14 protein-coding genes are annotated in these 17,599 nt (G+C 39.5%); 11 read left to right on the top strand and 3 right to left on the bottom strand.

Translation table 11 applies throughout. The annotated features are described in order from the left end of the window. Positions 1-3 precede the first annotated feature (3 nt). Both KJA58_RS01210 and KJA58_RS01205 read left to right on the top strand, forming a co-directional pair. Positions 4-3,471, top strand: a complete 3,468-nt coding sequence (locus KJA58_RS01210; RefSeq protein ID WP_213357650.1) for a hypothetical protein — start codon at positions 4-6, stop codon at positions 3,469-3,471. 70 nt (positions 3,472-3,541) lie between these two features. Continuing rightward, positions 3,542-4,933 (top strand): hypothetical protein, encoded by a 1,392-nt coding sequence (locus KJA58_RS01205; protein ID WP_213357649.1) that lies wholly within the window; start codon positions 3,542-3,544, stop codon positions 4,931-4,933. 73 nt (positions 4,934-5,006) lie between these two features. On the opposite strand, the gene KJA58_RS01200 is transcribed toward KJA58_RS01205, so the two are convergent. The 3 genes from KJA58_RS01200 to KJA58_RS01190 form a co-directional block, all read right to left on the bottom strand. Next, positions 5,007-5,702, bottom strand: a complete 696-nt coding sequence (locus KJA58_RS01200; protein WP_213357648.1) for an amino acid ABC transporter ATP-binding protein — start codon at positions 5,700-5,702, stop codon at positions 5,007-5,009. Then, positions 5,692-6,339, bottom strand: a complete 648-nt coding sequence (locus KJA58_RS01195; protein ID WP_246485707.1) for an amino acid ABC transporter permease — start codon at positions 6,337-6,339, stop codon at positions 5,692-5,694. The genes KJA58_RS01200 and KJA58_RS01195 overlap by 11 nt, the downstream gene beginning before the upstream one ends. Positions 6,340-6,428: 89 nt before the next feature. Next, a complete protein-coding gene (locus KJA58_RS01190; protein WP_213357647.1) occupies positions 6,429-6,926 on the bottom strand; it encodes an arginine repressor in 498 nt (165 codons plus the stop codon). Positions 6,927-6,990: 64 nt separating this feature from the next. Here KJA58_RS01190 and tsaD point away from each other — a divergent pair, with 64 nt between their 5' ends. From tsaD to KJA58_RS01145, 9 genes are all read left to right on the top strand, one after another. Further along, positions 6,991-8,016: a tRNA (adenosine(37)-N6)-threonylcarbamoyltransferase complex transferase subunit TsaD gene (gene tsaD / locus KJA58_RS01185; protein WP_213357646.1), complete on the top strand. Its 1,026-nt coding sequence runs from the start codon at positions 6,991-6,993 to the stop codon at positions 8,014-8,016. Positions 8,017-8,129: 113 nt separating this feature from the next. Next, complete coding sequence (locus tag KJA58_RS01180; RefSeq protein ID WP_213357645.1) at positions 8,130-9,689, top strand: peptide ABC transporter substrate-binding protein; 1,560 nt, start codon at positions 8,130-8,132, stop codon at positions 9,687-9,689. Positions 9,690-9,744: 55 nt separating this feature from the next. Then, positions 9,745-11,292 carry an ABC transporter substrate-binding protein gene (locus tag KJA58_RS01175; protein WP_213357644.1) on the top strand — a complete coding sequence of 516 codons (1,548 nt, stop codon included), beginning with the start codon at positions 9,745-9,747 and terminating at the stop codon, positions 11,290-11,292. A 265-nt stretch (positions 11,293-11,557) separates the two neighbouring features. Beyond that, positions 11,558-12,493 (top strand): ABC transporter permease, encoded by a 936-nt coding sequence (locus tag KJA58_RS01170; RefSeq protein WP_213357643.1) that lies wholly within the window; start codon positions 11,558-11,560, stop codon positions 12,491-12,493. Further along, positions 12,477-14,153, top strand: coding sequence for a peptide ABC transporter substrate-binding protein (locus tag KJA58_RS01165; protein ID WP_213357642.1), 1,677 nt, complete (start codon positions 12,477-12,479; stop codon positions 14,151-14,153). The genes KJA58_RS01170 and KJA58_RS01165 overlap by 17 nt, the downstream gene beginning before the upstream one ends. Continuing rightward, positions 14,153-15,007 carry an ABC transporter permease gene (locus KJA58_RS01160; protein ID WP_246485706.1) on the top strand — a complete coding sequence of 285 codons (855 nt, stop codon included), beginning with the start codon at positions 14,153-14,155 and terminating at the stop codon, positions 15,005-15,007. The genes KJA58_RS01165 and KJA58_RS01160 overlap by 1 nt, the downstream gene beginning before the upstream one ends. Next, the gene (locus KJA58_RS01155) at positions 15,000-15,914 is read left to right on the top strand and encodes an ABC transporter ATP-binding protein (RefSeq protein WP_246485705.1); all 915 of its coding nucleotides are present in this window, start codon (positions 15,000-15,002) and stop codon (positions 15,912-15,914) included. Before KJA58_RS01160 ends, KJA58_RS01155 begins: the two co-directional genes overlap by 8 nt. A 5-nt stretch (positions 15,915-15,919) precedes the next feature. Beyond that, positions 15,920-16,678 carry an ABC transporter ATP-binding protein gene (locus KJA58_RS01150; protein ID WP_213357641.1) on the top strand — a complete coding sequence of 253 codons (759 nt, stop codon included), beginning with the start codon at positions 15,920-15,922 and terminating at the stop codon, positions 16,676-16,678. A 159-nt stretch (positions 16,679-16,837) separates the two neighbouring features. Beyond that, entirely contained in the window at positions 16,838-17,581 is a 744-nt protein-coding gene (locus KJA58_RS01145; protein WP_213358355.1) for a DUF1186 domain-containing protein, read from the top strand. Positions 17,582-17,599: the final 18 nt, after the last annotated feature.

Genomic DNA, 17,599 nt, shown 5'->3' with positions numbered 1-17,599 from the left:
ATTATGCTCCTTCCTCGAACGCTGAGAAAAGCCTTTTTGTATTTTGCTCTTCCAGCTGCATGTATTTTTGCTTCTATATTTTTCCTGCCGAGATTTTTGTCTCATTTCGGAAAATCTGTATTGTATTCCGTCATCCGCAGAGATACCGGCCTCTTCATTGAAGCCAATTCCATTGATTTCAAATGGCTTGGCAAACAGAAATTATCTCAAATTAAAGTATCCTTCCCTGATGGTAGTAAGGAGTTCTACGCTGACACTATAGAAATTGAGTCTTCTTTAATTCGTTTAATAATGAAAATCCCCCCCAAAGGACTGATGATAAGAAATTGGTCTCTCTCCGTAGATAACCCGACTCAAGAAAAGACACCCTCTCCCGCCCACCTTCCTCCTAAAAAGATCTTTTCTTTTTCTAATATGAACATTTTGTCTGAAAATGGCAGTATAACATACAAAATACATCCGGAAACAACCCTTTCGGCTTCTAGAGTCTATCTGAAAAAAGATCAAGAATCCTTTGTTCTCAAGGCTGCAACAAAAGTCAACGACACCCCTGGGAAGATTTCTATAGACACAACCCTAGCCCCCTCCGTACAGCTAAGCGCTGAGATCGAATCTTTTCCCGCAGCTTTTCTTACTTTAGTAACCTCTTCTGAGATAGCCTCCCACGCATTAAAAGCTGAAGATCTTATTAATATTTCCTCAAGCATTGCTCATTCAAAAAATGATAATAAATCTCTAACCCTGACCCTGACAGGATCTAAGTCGAAGCTTGTGCTCAAAGGGAACCTCTCAGATTCCTTCTTAACCTTAGAAGAAACCTCTTCTTCAACCATAGAAATTAATGAACAGCTGGCAACGCATCTTCTTCAACCCTTTTTTCCTTTTTCCAAAAGCATAAAACCCTCTCATTTATCTCTGAAAACACTAAAATTACAGGTACCCCTAAAAATCTCAGAACTACGAAATTGTACAGGTAAAGCAGACTTTACGGTGCAATCTCTAACAATATCCCCGGAAAATCCTTCTCTAGCTTTCTCTTTGGAAAAGATTAATGTAGCTGTAGAAAAAAGCAAACTTTCGTCCTCTATGAAAGTTTTTGCGAATAGCGTTATGAAAGACAAAACATCTAAAGTTGTCTTCTCTTCAAAATTCTCTCCAAAACAAGGCGCTCATGTATTCTCTCTTCAACATTCTGGCATTCCCTATAGTTATCTAAGAGAAATGCTCTCCAGCTTAAGTCCTGAAGAAGTTCCGCAAGAATATACGGAGTATAGGTTGAGCATCTTGGGCAGTTACTCAGAAGGAAGAATCCATGCCAAAAGCAGTCTGGAAAACTCTCTTGTTAAAATTTTCTTAGATTCTTCGGGAACCTTAGATTCATTAAACTTTGAAGGAAATGGTCACTGCCTCTTACCTAAGCAATTTCTAAAAAGAGCCACTTTTAATGCTGTAGACTTATCTTTTTCAGGGAAAGTACAGTTCATGAATACTCATGTTTTTTTCCCAAAATTTCATTCAAAAATATCTGCAGGAAATAACGAGATAAACATACATGCAAAATTAGGTAGAGAAGACCTTCCTATTTCAACGGAAAATAGCGCGCTGTTAATCCATGGATCTTTAACAGATCTGCCCATGGGGCTTTTTTATCCTCTATTAGAAGGTCTACGCATTCAAAAATCTTCCTTCTCTTTTCACTCTGAAGATTCAAAATTATCTGCTAAAGGGAATCTGAAAGCCTCTATTATCGATGAAAGTCAGCCCGAATCTTTGCCCATAAGAGTTCTATTTCCTGACATTACCGTTTCTACGGAAAAGGATTCCGATAAGACAAATCAAAGACTATTAACAAAAGATTCTTCGTGGACATTTGCTGGAGAAATTCTTTCTATCCCCATCCCCATTTTATGTAAAATAACAAACTTACCCGATTTATCTAAATATCTTGGCAGTGAAGGCTCTGTCACCATCAACGGCCATTACTCCCCCAAGGCCGAAGATTTATGGACAATTTCATCAGTCGTAAAGACAGAGTCCCTATCAGCGGATTTCACTGCCGCTATAGACCAAGATCTAAATTTTTCAGAGAAAACAAAGGGTAAAATTCATTGGGAAGTATCCCCTGAACGCTACGCAAGTTTTTTTGAACATACTTCATGTAAACCTTTATGTTCTTTGCACAGGCAAGCTTCCGTACAAATAAATCTATCTAAAATTTCCTGTCCTAAAAAATCTTCTGGATTAACGTGTTTTTCTTTACTTCAAGGAAACATTGAAGGCGATCTTTCTACTTCTTCTATGATTTTTTATGATAAAGCCTCCAAGGATTCTTTTATCATCAATCCGATAACGGGCAACATTCATTCATCCAAAGATTCCGACACTGTTTCTTACGAAATTTCTGGTAGTTGTCTATCTTCTAAACAAGATTCCAAAAACCCTTCCAAATTTTTTATCAAAGGCTCTTTGACTTCTGTTTTATCTGGATCCAATCAACACTTCTCCCAAGTAACCAAGTGGGTTAATATTCCGTCAGCATTTATTACTGGTATCTTCCCTATTTCTCCTTCGGTAAAAGCTCAGATATCTTCGCTCGCAGGGTCTTTTATTAATGCTTCCATAGTACATAACCTTATACAGAATGAAGGGCCGATTCTTATCTCTTTAGATTCATCAAATCTTAAGGCTGAAATACCCTTAATCATGACGGAGAAAGCTCTGTTATTAGGGAATCAATTAAAAGCGGAACTATACCTTAATGACGAAGTAAATAAAGCTTTCTTGCAAGAATTTAACCCACTGTTGTCTCAAGGGGGTGCTCGATCAGAAGAGCCCATCACCTTAACAGTAGAAAAAGAGGGGTTTCTACTACCAATACGGCCCTATTCTTTCTCAGAGTTTAAAATAGAAAGCGCAGAACTGGATCTGAAAAAGGTATACATAGAAAATAAAGGCGACATTAAAGAACTGTTCAAATTTCTGAGTATTGCAGAAAAAAAAGATGCTATAGAGGCTTGGTTCTCTCCTATTTTCTTCTCTGTGGACAAAGGAAATATTCATTGCAAACGTTTTGATGCTTTGATAGACAAGAAAATCCGCTCGGCCCTTTGGGGAAAGACAGATCTTATCAACAATAAAATTTACATGACACTTGGTCTTGATCCTGAAGTAATAAAAAAATACTTCCGAAACACTCATTTAAAAACAAAAAATTTCTTTCTAATCAAAATTAGGGGTTCTATCTCCTCTCCAAAAGCTGATTGGTCTTCCGCATACGCTCGTATTGGTTTATTAAAGAATAATTCTATAGGAAGTCCTCTCATCAGCAATCTTGCAGATAAAATCTTTTCTTCTCTAGGGGACTCTACACCTCCACAAACGACCCATCCTCTCCCTTGGGAAAAAGAAAAAACAACACCATCTAGAAGACAGCGATTAAAAGAAAGCTTTAACAAAAGAAAAATAAAATAACTTTTTATTCGTAATTAAAATAAACCTTTTTTAAAAAGAGTTTTAATCGAATAAAAAAGGTATTTAATTAATGAACAAAAGAAAAGATCCTTCTAAAGACCCTATTATATCAAAAATTAAACAAGCCATTGAAATTTTAAAAGAATATTCGAAAAACTCTAAAACAAAATCTATAAGCAAAATTCTTAGCTTAGATTCTCTAAAAAAGATAGAAAAACTAAAAAAAAACCTTCAATCTTCCATAAAATCAGACTCGACACCCACACCTAATAAAGATAAAGATCTTTTATCCGAAATCAACATAGTAAAACTAAGTATCAAAGCTATTATCGCTGAACTCCAAGAACTCAGAGAACTAGCAGAAGAAGCTTTAGATAAGGACGCTATTGCCCACGAAGATATTGTTCAAGCAGTAATGATGGAGCTCATCTACAAATTCTTACCTCTATCAGGAGGTGCTATGAAAGGTGATCTATTCATGAACAACTTCCCCATCAAAGGACTCAAAACTCCTTCTTCACCAGAAGACTCTCACGCAGTTAATGTTGGTTTCTTAAAAGCTTACCTCCTACCTATTACCAATCGATTTAACTCTATAGAAAATAAAAGTAATAACCATGACATGACACTGTCCTCTTTACAACTACAGAAAATGTCTGTTTCAGGAGGCTCATTCAAAGGCAACGTAAATATGGATGGGAATAGACTCTTAGGACTACCTTACCCTAAAAAAGGATCTGAAGCAGTATCCCTAGAGTTTCTTCAAAAGTTTGCTGAAGTAAAAATGAATCCAGAAAAAAAAGACAACACAGCCCAAGACAAAAAAAACACAGCGAACTCTAACGCTCCTTATGTCTTAGCCACTCCTTCAAATACCCTATACTCCGGTAGAGTTGTAGATAAGAACCCTTTTTCCCTACCCTTACAACTAATAGGCGGAGGCTTTAATGGCTTTGTCTGGAAAAGAGGCGATAATGATTCTGAAGGGAACTTTCCTTGGGAAGCCCTGAAATATACAAAGATGAAAGAAGAAAATGATGAGTGTTTTGTCGTTCCTGAGGCTAAAAACGGATATGAGCTCAAAGGAACAAAACCTGGTATCTATGATTGGAATTTTACCCTGCAAGCCTTAGTACCGACTTCGCAACAAATCTCTCATCCAACCATTAAGCTCCAAATCACTCTCAATTATTGCCCCTGGGCTCTAGCTAATTCTCAATTTTCAAAAACCTGCACCCTGCCCATAACACTTTCTTTAAAATCAAAAACATATATCTCGGGAAATTCCTATAACCTTATCGAACTAACGCCAGGCAGCGCCAACAGCCACAGAACCATTATGGTTCCCCCACACTACTCTGGAGTATCTGTTAAATTGAAAAACTACTCCACAGATCATGAAGAATCCACAGATCTATACGTTATCCACGCCTTTTACTCGCTAAGTTGGAGAGGGATTTGAGCTAAAAGCAACAATTACATCATTTCTTAGGGAGACAATTTTTCCCTAAGAAAGATTTTCAATACAACATTGCCTATCGAGAAGGAAAGGAAAAGAAGTCACAAAATAACTCTCTATCACCTACTGGCATATCCTTATTAACATCATAAAAAGCTAAAATTCTTCCTGAATCCACCAGATAGGCTCTATCTCTACACTTTTCTGCAAAGCGAGTGTCATGAGTGGAAATTCCTATAGTTAGGCCTTGTTCTCTTAAATCTTGCACGACAGCGGCGAAAACATCCGATGCATAAGGATCCAAAGCAGAAGTCGGCTCATCAAATAAAAGAATCTTAGATTCCATACAAAGAGAACGCGCAATAGCTACTCGCTGTTTTTGTCCGCCAGATAATCTTGCGGGATAACACTGAGCGAAATCTTCCATCCCCAATTTTTTTAGAAAGCTGTATGCAGTCTCTTCTGCGATTGCGGTCAATTGCTTTTTCACAATCAACTGAGGATGCATACAGTTTTCCAAAACAGTCATATGAGGAAATAGTTCGGGATTTTGAAAAACAAAACCTGGACGAGAATGTTCCTTCGAAGAAAAAGTAATTGTTCCTGCAGAAGTTTCTACAAGACCAGCCAAAGCTCTAAGAAGAGTGGTCTTTCCCGATCCGCTTCTTCCTAAAAGCAACGTTATTCTGCCCTCTTCGAGAGAAAAAGAAGCGTCTTTTATAATTTCTTTAGATCCTAAGGTTATTGCTATTCTCTCTACACTAACACTCATGACACTCTCCTTTCTCTACTCGACGAGAAAGATAAGCACACAAAGAAGTCATCACAAGATATAAAAGAGCTGCTATTCCATACATTTCCATGGGATTGAGTTCCCTTGCAACAATGTCTCTGCTTACTTTTGTTAACTCAGGAACACCGACAACCATTAAGATGCTACTTTCTTTAATCAAGGCTATGTACTCATTAGCTACGGAAGGAAAAACAGAGCGCACTACTTGAGGCATTAACACGTGAAAGAACGTTTGTTTGGGAGAATAACCCAATACTTTAGCCACCTCCCATTGTCCTGAAGAGACCGCGTTAATCCCCCCTCGAATATTTTCCGCCAGATAAGCAGCAGAATTCAAGCCTAAAGCGATAATGCCGGAAACTAAAGGCGAGAAGGCGAACCAAGGACCTAGAACCACTGGGAGCCCAAAATACAGTATGAGAATCTGGATAAATAATGGCGTCCCCCGAACTATTGTTACGTATGCGGTTCCTAACCGGGACAACCATTTGCTGTGGGAGTAGCGACAAGTGAGCCCGCCTATGATAAGGCCGAGAGTAGATCCTATGATTATGGAAGCCGCCACTATACCTAGAGTGTAGCAACAGCCCTTCAAAAGCAAAAATACGTTAGACACAAAACTTTTACAGCTAAAAATTATATTTTTATTCAAGAAAACAGAATAAAAATGTTCAACCCGCCCAATAAAATCAAGCAGAATCTATCTTACCTCAAACGCAAAAATTGAGCGATATCCTCATGCAAATCTCCTATCTGCTCCACAGATTTTGGCGCCAAAAAAATCGTATCATCTCCAGCAATGGAACCTAAAAATTTTTTCCCAAAATGATAATCCAGTAATCTCGCTATAAGTGAGGCCGAGCCTGGAGAGGTTCTGAGCACAATCATGTTATAATTATGCTCACAAGAAACTACCTGCTCCTTAATCTCTGAAGTTGGTAAGGGTTGGCGAAACTCTGATTCCAAAAGGATATACCCCAAGCTTCCCTGAATAGAAGTCTTGGTCGCTCCGATTTTTTTTAACATTCGAGAAACAGTAGACTGCGTGACCTTAAAACCCATAGAAGTAAGTTTTTGACAAATCTCCTCTTGCGTACTAGGGCTATCATTACTTTCAAGAATTTCCTTCAAAGCTTCCCGAAGCGCTTCTGCGTTTAACTTCTCAACCATTTTATCCCAAACCTGTAGAATAATTTTATTCATGATAATAGAATTAAGACCCGTAAGTTTAAGAAAATAGAATTAATTACCGAAGGTTTTCCTCAAAATGCTCACTTTAGGCATCGAAAGCTCTTGCGACGAAACATCTGTCGCTGTAGTCAAGAATAAAAGCACCATACTCTCTAACATCGTAGCTTCACAAGAAATACATGCTTCTTTTGGAGGAGTTGTTCCCGAGCTAGCCTCTAGAGCTCATATAAAAACCTTCCCTTCAGTTTTTCTAAAAAGTTTAAAAGAATCCAATATTTCCCCAAAACAACTAGATCTTATCGCGGTCTCTACGGAGCCAGGACTTATAGGATCTTTATCCGTAGGTATTCAGTTTGCTCAAGGACTCTCAGACGCCTTGAAAAAACCTCTCGTAGGAGTTAATCATGTTGAAGCGCATATTTATTCAGCATATATCAGCCAACCAGAGAAAATTCTTTTCCCTGCTCTCGGAGTCGTTATATCAGGCGCTCATACGGCTCTTTTTCTTATGGAGTCGCCCACGACATTTAAACTAATAGGCAAAACTAGAGATGATGCTATAGGAGAAACCTTCGATAAAGTCGCTAGCATACTAGAACTACCCTACCCAGGAGGACCTTCTATAGAAAAATTAGCCAAGGAAGGTAATCCTCAAGCTTACCAGTTTTCCGAAGGAAAGGTTCCTGGATATGAATTCTCCTTCAGCGGACTCAAAACTGCTGTCATGTACGCAGCAAAAGGAAATAATACCAACAAGAAAACCCCTAATAAACCTTTAACTCCACAACAAAGAAAAGACCTCGCCGCTTCTTTCCAACGAGCAGCCTTCGCTTCACTGGCACGAAAAATCCCTCTAGCAGCACAAACATGGAAATGTAAATCCATCCTCTTAGGAGGAGGCGTAAGCAATAATAAATATTTTCAAAATCTTCTTAACTCCTTAATGGATATTCCTGTATTTTTTCCCTTAAAGGAACTTTGTTCTGATAACGCTGCAATGATAGCCCTCCTAGGGTCTGCTATCTATTCAACCATAGGAAACGAACAACACTCAAATCTCAAGCCATGCACAAGATCTTCTTGGGAACCCGCCTTTCCCTGAAAAAACTCTTTCCTTCGCTTCTACTTCTTCTGATCTCCACCTTTCCTCTCTCTTCGTGCTCCAATCATTTCCGAAAGAATACAAATCCAAAAACGGATACCCTTTCTATTCTTATGCACGACGACCCCTGCTCTCTAGACCCAAGAACTGTTCGCCTACTTTCAAATATCACCTTATCTAAACACCTTTTTGAGGGGCTTTTAAGAGAAAGCCCTTCAACACAAGACGTGGAACTCGCCCTAGCTAACTCTTATTCAATCTCTGCAGATAACACTCAATATACTTTTCAGTTAAAGCCTACAACGTGGAGCAATGGAGATCCATTGACAGCGGAAGATTTTAAGGAATCTTGGGAACAAGTTATCCTAGGCACCATACCCTCTGTCTTTCACTACGCGTTTATGGATATAAAAAATGCCAAAGAAGCTTTTTCTGGCACGGTCCCCCAAAAAGATATTGCTATTTACTGTCCCGACCCACAAACCCTTATAGTCCAACTAGACAAACCTGTTCCTTATTTTCCGAAGCTTTTATGCTTACCAGCATTCGCTCCGGTACACAAACTCTGGCGCAATAAGGCGACTGCTCTCTCATCAAAAACCCCTTTCATTGGGAATGGCCCGTTTATCCTCAAAAAAAGGCGCGCGAAACAACACCTTCACCTAGCAAAAAACCCTCTTTACCATGAAGCGAGCAAAATAAAATTGTCTGGGATCCATATTCAAATCATTCCAGACATCCATACAGCCTCCTTACTATTTGAGTCAGGGAAGATCGACTGGCAAGGCCCTCCCTGGAGCGATTCCCTTCCTTTAGAAACAAGCCGACGCCTAGAAAAGCAAGGTAAACTTCAAAAATTTGATATAGCAGGAACTTCCTGGCTCATTTTCAATACGAAAAGACATCCTTTTTGCAACAAAAAACTAAGAAAGGCCCTTTCTTTAGCTATAGATAGACACCTTCTAATAAATACTGTCCTCCACGGGAGAGGCTCTACGACTCTTGAAATCCTTCCCCCATGCTTGCTAGCCAAGCAGAAATCCATCTCCAACCAGCCAAACGCTCAAACGCCAGCACAAGGAGAGACCAACGAAATACAAGGATTTCAACAGCAATTGGCCAAAAAATTATTCCTCGAAGCTTTAGAAGAACTTCACTTGTCCCCTGAAGATTTTAAAAAAATCCCATTGCTTTTCCCCGCAACAAGCCCCGTTACCTCCCTTGTCGTTCAAGCTATTAATCAACAGTGGAAAGAGACTCTAGGAATTCATATGCCCCTGCAAGGATTGGAATTTAGCGTTCTACAAGAACGAAAACACTCGGGCTTCTTTTCTCTAACTATAGGGGACTGGCTAGCGGATTTCCATGACCCTATGGCCTTCCTCTCTATATTTTCCTCTCCCTTCGGCATTCAACCCTATATCTTAGATGACCCAGCCTTCTCTTCCTTGGTAGCAGAAATACAAGGAGAAGAGGACTCCAGCAAACGCTTTCAACTTATCCAGAAAGCTTCTGACTTTTTGGAAAAAGAATCCTGTGTTGTTCCCCTCTATCATCATTCTTTCGAATTTTCTTTGAATAAAAGATTGACAAACCTTAAACTCTCCGACTTGGGCACAGTGGATTTTAAGTATTCGGAATTAAAACAAAATAAGGAGTGCTCCCAACAATAATTCTCGTTTTCTAACACTACTAAGCAATTTCTTCTCCTTCATACTAAAGTCTTTCATGAATAGAGAGAGTTCGTCCTTTTTATCCCTTAGGGGATTGACCTTTTTTTCAGCTTTAGTTGCCGCTGTCATCTTTTTTGGCGTCCCCTTGCCTTGGCAACAAAAAAAAACCTTTCGAACAGCAATAAATGCCAAGCCGAACTTCTCAACGCTGACCATAGCTCTCTGTGACACTCCAGAGACTATGCATCCCCACGAAGCAAGACGCGCCCTCGACCTTTCCCTAATCCGACAACTCTTCGAAGGACTCGTACGCGAAAATCCTAAAGCCCCTGAAGGCACAGAACTAGCCTCTGCTAGAAGCATTCATATTTCCGAAGATAAGAAGTGTTACACCTTTAAACTAAAAAAAACCTTCTGGAGTAATGGAGAAGCCGTAACTTCTCACGACTTTCTTGAATCATGGGCTCAAGCTGTGAAGCTCTCTCTTTTCTCTACTCTTTTTGAAGATATACAAAGGAAACCCTCCAATAATTCCGAAGAAACCATCAAAAAAGACTCTTTAGAACTATACGCTCCAGATCCAGAAACTTTTATTGTTTACTTGAAACAACCTCAACCAGATTTTTTAAAGAAAATTTCTAGCCCCACGTTTTTCCCCATCTACCAAGGCTCAACTAAAAAGCTAGTATCTAACGGCGCATATCGATTACACACCCTATCCTCTGCGCATTCAATAATTCTAGAGAAAAATCCTTTCTACCATGACACGCAAATAAATGCCTGCCCTTATATCAATCTCTCCGTCATTTTTAATATCCAAACGGCTTCCCGGCTGCTGGAAAAGCATTCGATCCATTGGCTGGGTCAACCATGGAATCAATCGCTACCCAATGAGATAAAAAAACGCTTGAAGCAAAAAAAACTTTTACAAAACACTCACTCCATAAAAGGATCTTTCTGGTTAACCATAAACTCCGAAAGGATGCCTCTAGAGAACATTGCTCTTAGAAAAGCTCTTTCCGAAAGCATTAATAGGGCCAACCTGGTAGAATATGTCTTAACAGGAAACCAATCTCCTGCTAGCACTCTCTCTCCAACTTCTTTATCAAACGCTAGCCCTATACTCCAAAAGAGCACCCCCTCATTAGATCTGCCTCCCTTTCAAAGAAAAATCACTTTAACCTATCCTTCAGACATTCTACAATGCGTTCGAATTGCAGAGTTTTTACAACAAGAATGGAAAACTCATTTAGGTCTAAATGTAGGACTAAAAGGAGTAGAATATCGAAGACTCATTGAAGAACGGAACAAAAAGCATTATGACATTATCACCCAAACAGGGACCGCACTGCACCCTGGAGAGAAGGGCTTTCATCCCATCATAGCAAAACAATTTTACGAGCTTTATCCAGAAGCTAGGACAACCATCCCGGGAGATATGTCCGCAGATTATCAAGAAAAAATTCTCCTTGACAACCATATCGTCATTCCCCTGTATCACCTGTCTCAAGAGTTCTTTCTCTCCACCCCAATAAAAAATATCATTTTTTGCTCCGATGGTAGCGTCGATCTAAAATATGCAGAATTCTGTACAAAAGGATAGATAGTTCATGACCCAAGATCACAAAAAATGTCTTTACCCCTCTTCTATCTCGCCTAAATTTCACTTTTCTAATACTCGGATTAAAGGATATACTATGCCTTTCAGAAAGCTGGAGAGCGCCTTTTTAAACGTCTTATTGTTACAAGAAACAAACTTCTATAAACTGCTAAGCAAGGGCTTCTCTTCAATAGGTTCTACAAAAGGGTTTTTTCCAAGAACCTGCAAAGAAGAATTTCTTCCCCTACTAACAGAGTAGAGACTTCTCATGAAAAGATATCTTAAAAAGCGACTCTTGTACAACTTTCTTTCCTTATGGATTGTCGTTTCCCTAACCTTCCTTATCATGCGAACCATTCCCGGAGACCCTTTCAATAATGAAGAAGCTAACGTGCTCTCTCCGGAAACTTTGGCTATGCTAAAGGCTCATTACGGACTAGACAAACCCTTGATCTCCCAGTATTTTAAATACATAAACTCTGTTCTCCACTTCGACTTCGGACATTCCCTGGTATATAAAGACAGAACAGTGTGCGATATCATAAAAATGAGCTTTCCCGTATCGGCTATACTAGGACTCGAAAGCTGTCTTCTGGCAATCATTGGCGGTATCACCCTTGGATCCCTATCCGCTATCAAAGAACGATTCATTGGAAGTTGGATCCTTTATGTGTCCATACTACAAATATCTTTGCCAGGTTTTATCCTTGCCACTCTTTTACAATATCTACTCGCAGTAAAACTCTCCCTCTTCCCTATAGCTTGCTGGGGGTCTTTCGCCCATACTATTCTCCCAGCTCTGTCTTTATCACTAACCCCTATGGCTTTTATCACCAAGCTGACGACAGCCTCTGTTAGAGAAGTTTTATCGACAGATTACGTTTTACTAGCCTTCTCAAAGGGTATTAAAAGAAGCTCTGTTATCCTAAAACATGTTATCCCCTATGCAATCTTTCCTACGGTCTCTTATGCATCTTTTTTGGTTACAGCAGTTATGACAGGCACCTTCGCCATAGAAAACATTTTTGGCATCCCAGGACTTGGTAAATGGTTTATCTACAGCATTAAACAAAGAGATTACCCAGTAATTCTTGGGCTAGCGGTTTTTTACACCCTGTTTTTTATGACCGCTTCATTGTTAACAGATCTCATACAAGCATGGATAGACCCACAACTACGTCGAAATTATGAAAGTAATAATTAACTCATCAATGATTTTCAGGATTTTTGCAAAGTATTCAGGCTCTTTCACCTTACTCTTTCTCCTTCTTACCCTTTCTGGATGCCATAGAAACTGCGAATATCAGTCTATGGACAACATCGTGGTGTCTATAAACAATGACCCCTTATCCCTAGATCCTAGGCAAGTGACTCTCTCTAGAGATCTTTCTCTTATGAAAAATATTTACGAAGGCCTATTCCGCGAGCATCCCGCCGGACCTCAACCAGCTATAACTCAGCATTACCACGTTTCAGAAGATGGCATAACCTACACCTTCACCCTTAAACCCACTCTTTGGAGCAATGGGGACCCCGTCACCGCCTATGATTTTGAAGAATCTTTAACCCAACTCCATAGCTCAGACCTCATTCCATCCAACCCCTCTTTGTTATTCGGTATTAAAAATAGCAAGGCTATACGCGAAGGACTTTTACCCAAAGAATCTCTAGGAGTAAAAGCTTTGTCCTCGAATATACTACAAATCATTCTAGAAAGACCTCTCACGCACTTCTGTCATATGCTCACACATCCCATCTTTTTCCCTGTGCATAAATCTAAAAGAGATACCTATACAAAAAATTGCGTAGAAAATGACAGCGCTTTCATTTCTAATGGTCCATTTGTTATTTCAAAATATCGAATGCAAGATCTCATAGAAATCTCCAAAAACCCCCTTTATTGGGACGCTAATCATGTACAACTAAACAAAATTAGCTTCAAAGTCTTCCCCGACGCCTACACCACTCATAAACTGTTTAAGCAAGGAGAAGTACACTGGGAGGGCAGCCCGTGGAGCGTACCCATCCCTAGAGAACCCATGAAACAACTCGAGCAAGCTTCTCCAAACTCATTACACTCTTTCCCCGTAATGGGTACGGCAGTACTGATCTGCAACACTAAAAGATCTCCCAGCAACAACCTAAATCTTAGAAAAGCTTTAGCCTATGCTATTAACAGAGAGTCTCTATTATCTCTAGCCGGGGAATATAATTCTACCGCCTACAGCTTTCTTCCCCCTCTGCTATCCCAGATAGAATCCACCTATGTCGGTATGTCCCAGGAAGAACGTGAATCCACCGCCAAAAAATATTTCGAACTGGCTAAAAAAGAACTATCTGAAAAAGACTTAAAAGACCTATCCATTACTTATCCAATGGAATCCAAAATCTTTGCTTACGTAATTCAAGAAATTCAACAGCAATGGAAAGAGGTTTTGAACTTCTTTGTTCCAATCGTAGGCGTTGAGTACCATAACTTCATTGAAAAAAGAAAGCAAGGAGCCTACACCATAGCCTCTGGAGGTTGGATCGCCGAGTACTCGCACCCACTGGCATTTCTTTCAATACTCGGAGACCCCGACAAAAACGCTGCACCTAGACATGCATCCAAATGGAAAAATAATTCTTTCGACACCATTCTCAATAGCCTGTACTCAGCAAAAGATGAAAACATCAGCCAACTTATTACAAAGGCGGAAGAGCTTATCATAGCAGACTACCCCGTCATTCCCCTATACCACTACGGATACCTCTACGCAGTAAATTTACCTATAAAAAATATTTATGCCTCCCCGTTAGGGACATTAGATTTAAAGTATGCAATTATAGATCGTGAATCTATCAAAGAGAGAGCAAACTGCTAATGACTTTTATTCAAACAGCTTCCTTAATTTTTTGGAAAAAGAAGGTCCCTGGGAAAAAAATGCTCCTAACAGGTGTAATGTTATTGATACTACTAACTACTTACGCCATTCTATTTTCTAAAATTTTTCCCAATTATGATAAAACATGCTTAGAAAAAGCTCTCAACCACCCATGTAAAGAGTTTCCCTTCGGAACAGATGGTCTAGGGCGGTGCATGCTAGCGCGCACTACTCAAGGAGTAAAGATATCGATGACCGTAGCCCTATCAGCTACTGTCATCGATTTGATAATCGGATTACTATGGGCCACACTATCATTAGCAGGAGGTAAACGCGTAGATTTCTTCCTCATGCGATTAACAGAAATTTTGCATTCTATCCCTAAAACTCTCGTAGTCATTTTATTTCTCTTAATTTTTAATAGAGGTTTTTTCCCCGTAATTTTAGCTATGGCGGCCACAGGATGGATACCTATGGCAAGAATCATTCGAAATCAATTTTTCCTCCTTAACAATCAAGGATACGTTTTAGCCTCTAAAGCTATGAATGCCAGCGTCTTCCACATCCTCTTTCACCATCTCCTTCCCAATACAATCTCTCCAATTTTATCCACAATGATCTTCACCATCCCCTCGGCGATCTATACTGAAGCTTTTATTAGCTTCCTCGGCCTGGGCATACAACCTCCAAGGGCAAGCTTGGGAACTCTTGTAAAAGATGGTTTAAATGCAATAGACTACTACCCATGGCTTTTCTTTATCCCAGCAACTTTTCTCATTGCTCTTTCTATAATTTTCAATTTAATAGGAGAAGGAACAAAACTTATGCTGCAAAAGGAAGAGTATTTTGAATAGTTCTTATCCCCTCCTCAAAGTACATAAACTATCCATCCACCACGAATTATTGTCTGGTGAGAAGCACGCTATCGTAGAAGACATTTCCTTCTCCATTGATCCAGGGCATCGATTCGCTCTTGTCGGAGAAAGCGGTTCAGGGAAAACTATGATCTCTAAAGCCATAGCCTCTTTCCTGCCTAAAAAATGTAAAATTTATGCAGGAGAAGTCTTATTCGATAATATTGATGTATCAACGCTATCTCAAAAAGAAGTTCAAAAACTAAGAGGTAAAAGAATTTCCTATATTCCACAAAACGCTATAGGAGCTCTAACACCCTCATTAAAAGTCGGCTATCAATTAATAGAACCTCTGATGTACCACTTAAACTTGACTAAAGAAGAAGCTCTAGACAAAGCCCTAAGTTTATTGGAAAACGTGAAAATTGCTAACCCTAAACGCTGTCTATCCTTATACCCTTTCGAACTTAGTGGCGGTATGAGGCAACGCGTAGTCATAGCCATAGCATTGTCATGTAAACCAGATCTCATCATAGCTGATGAACCTACAACAGCTCTAGACTCTGTTTCCCAGTGGAAAGTTCTTTCTATTCTCAACGACTTGTCTAAAGAGTACCGCTCCTCTCTGCTCCTTATCACACATAACCTATCAATTGTGCCAGAACTATGTGAACATGTCGCTGTCATGAAATCAGGTAAAATAGTTGAAATGGGATCCGTACACAAAGTTTTTTCTAACCCCACACACACTTACACAAAAAAATTACTAAGCTCTTTTACTAAAATTCCACGAACAGATACTACCCAAGAACAGAACCCGTCCCCCTCCCAAAGAAGCTATTCCCCCTCACTGGAAGATTCGGCTGTTCAAAGTATCAAAATCTTAGAAGAACCTGTTGCTACATAACTATTATGAGTACTCCTCTCCTCAACATTTCCAACCTACATTACTCCTCCAGAGGACATACCATCCTGAACAATATATGTTTAAAAGTATTCCAAGGATCTTGCTTAGCCCTAGTAGGAGAAAGTGGTTCAGGAAAGTCTTCCTTAGCCATGGCTATTATGGGCATCATAAAGCCTTCCTCAGGAACCATTAACTTTGCCAACATCCCCAATTCTATTCATAAAGTTGAAACGGTCCAAATTGTTTTCCAAGACATCCACGCCTCTCTCAACCCCTCTATGACAGTAGGCAAGATCATTTGTGAACCACTAAAAATCTTACAAAAAAAATCAAAAAAAGAATTTCAAACACTGTTGTTTGAAACTTTAGAGCTAGTCAATCTGCCGAGAGATATCATTCACACTATACCCAGCAGATTAAGTGGCGGTCAAAAGCAACGAGTAGCTATTGCTAGAGCTATTATCACCAACCCGAGACTTCTAATTTGTGATGAGCCCCTTTCTTCTCTAGATACTCCCAACCAAATAATGACTTTAGAGTTATTTAAAAATATTAAAGACCAAAGGAATCATACAATATTATTTATTACCCATGACATGCCCGCAGCCTATTCTCTGGCAGACCAAATTGCTGTCATGCATAAAGGGTCTATCGTTGAAATAAAAGATAAAGAAGATCTTTTTCGAAACCCAGAACACTTTCACACAAAAGAACTTATGGCTGCCATCCCTCAATTCTGCTTACTATCTTCCCCTACTTATTAGTCCAAAACATCAGCAAGAAATAGTTGGGAATGCACGGAAAGAAGGATTGTGCTATTCTGTTGTTCTCTGATTATTCCTTATTGCAGACAAAAGATTGACATGAAGAGTCTGACCATGTAAACCCAAGGCTAGGCTCTAATGATGGAGACTAGTAGAAACATGGATATCTCTCACATTTTGGAAGACCTAGCATACGACGAGGGCATCCTTCCAAGAGAGGCTATCGAAGCTGCAATTGTTAAACAAAAGCAAATAACCCCTTACCTCCTAAACATCCTAACAGAAGCTACTAGACAAATCCCTGAAATTATTGAGGATCGCAATTACCAGGGACACCTTTATGCTATGTATCTTCTGGCCCAGTTCAGAGAAACAAGAGCTCTGCCTTTAATTGTAGAACTGTTTTCTTTTTGTGATGACACTCCACATGCTATAGCAGGTGATGTGCTCACGGAAGATCTCGCCAGAATTATGGCTAGTGTATGTAATGATGACAGCTATATCAAACAACTAATAGAAACTCCCGGAATTAATGAATATGTAAAAGCTGCTGCTCTCACAAGCCTTACAATCCTTGTTGGTGTGGGAAAATTGGATCGCGATTCTCTTATCGAATATTTTGGAGAATTACTTAACAATAAGCTGGAACGTTATCATTCCTTCGCTTGGGATAACCTCATAGCAGCCTCTTGCTCTCTATACCCAGAAGAAATTTATCCCTCCATTCGTAAAGCTTTTGAAGACAACCTCGTTGATACGGCTTTCATTAGCCTCGAGGATGTTCGCAATATATTGGATGAAGAAACCTTAGAATCCTGCCTTTATGAACTTCATTCAGCCTCAGAATTAATTAATGATACTTTGGAAGAAATGGAAAAGTGGTTAGAAGATTTCTCTTTGTAACAAAGCTCTTTCCTGCGC

Source organism: Chlamydiifrater phoenicopteri (assembly GCF_902807005.1).
GTDB classification, from domain to species: Bacteria; Chlamydiota; Chlamydiia; order Chlamydiales; family Chlamydiaceae; genus Chlamydiifrater; species Chlamydiifrater phoenicopteri.
This window is presented reverse-complemented; position numbering and strand designations above follow the sequence as displayed.

Excerpts from the sequence above, each read along its gene's own strand:
- KJA58_RS01170 (WP_213357643.1), top strand. The coding sequence starts at position 11,558 with ATGAAAAGATATCTTAAAAAGCGACTCTTGTACAACTTTCTTTCCTTA.
- tsaD (WP_213357646.1), top strand. The coding sequence starts at position 6,991 with ATGCTCACTTTAGGCATCGAAAGCTCTTGCGACGAAACATCTGTCGCT.
- KJA58_RS01165 (WP_213357642.1), top strand. The coding sequence starts at position 12,477 with ATGAAAGTAATAATTAACTCATCAATGATTTTCAGGATTTTTGCAAAG.
- KJA58_RS01145 (WP_213358355.1), top strand. The coding sequence starts at position 16,838 with ATGGATATCTCTCACATTTTGGAAGACCTAGCATACGACGAGGGCATC.
- KJA58_RS01205 (WP_213357649.1), top strand. The coding sequence starts at position 3,542 with ATGAACAAAAGAAAAGATCCTTCTAAAGACCCTATTATATCAAAAATT.
- KJA58_RS01175 (WP_213357644.1), top strand. The coding sequence starts at position 9,745 with ATGAATAGAGAGAGTTCGTCCTTTTTATCCCTTAGGGGATTGACCTTT.
- KJA58_RS01210 (WP_213357650.1), top strand. The coding sequence starts at position 4 with ATGCTCCTTCCTCGAACGCTGAGAAAAGCCTTTTTGTATTTTGCTCTT.
- KJA58_RS01180 (WP_213357645.1), top strand. The coding sequence starts at position 8,130 with ATGCACGACGACCCCTGCTCTCTAGACCCAAGAACTGTTCGCCTACTT.
- KJA58_RS01150 (WP_213357641.1), top strand. The coding sequence starts at position 15,920 with ATGAGTACTCCTCTCCTCAACATTTCCAACCTACATTACTCCTCCAGA.
- KJA58_RS01160 (WP_246485706.1), top strand. The coding sequence starts at position 14,153 with ATGACTTTTATTCAAACAGCTTCCTTAATTTTTTGGAAAAAGAAGGTC.
- KJA58_RS01200 (WP_213357648.1), bottom strand. The coding sequence starts at position 5,702 with ATGAGTGTTAGTGTAGAGAGAATAGCAATAACCTTAGGATCTAAAGAA.
- KJA58_RS01190 (WP_213357647.1), bottom strand. The coding sequence starts at position 6,926 with ATGAATAAAATTATTCTACAGGTTTGGGATAAAATGGTTGAGAAGTTA.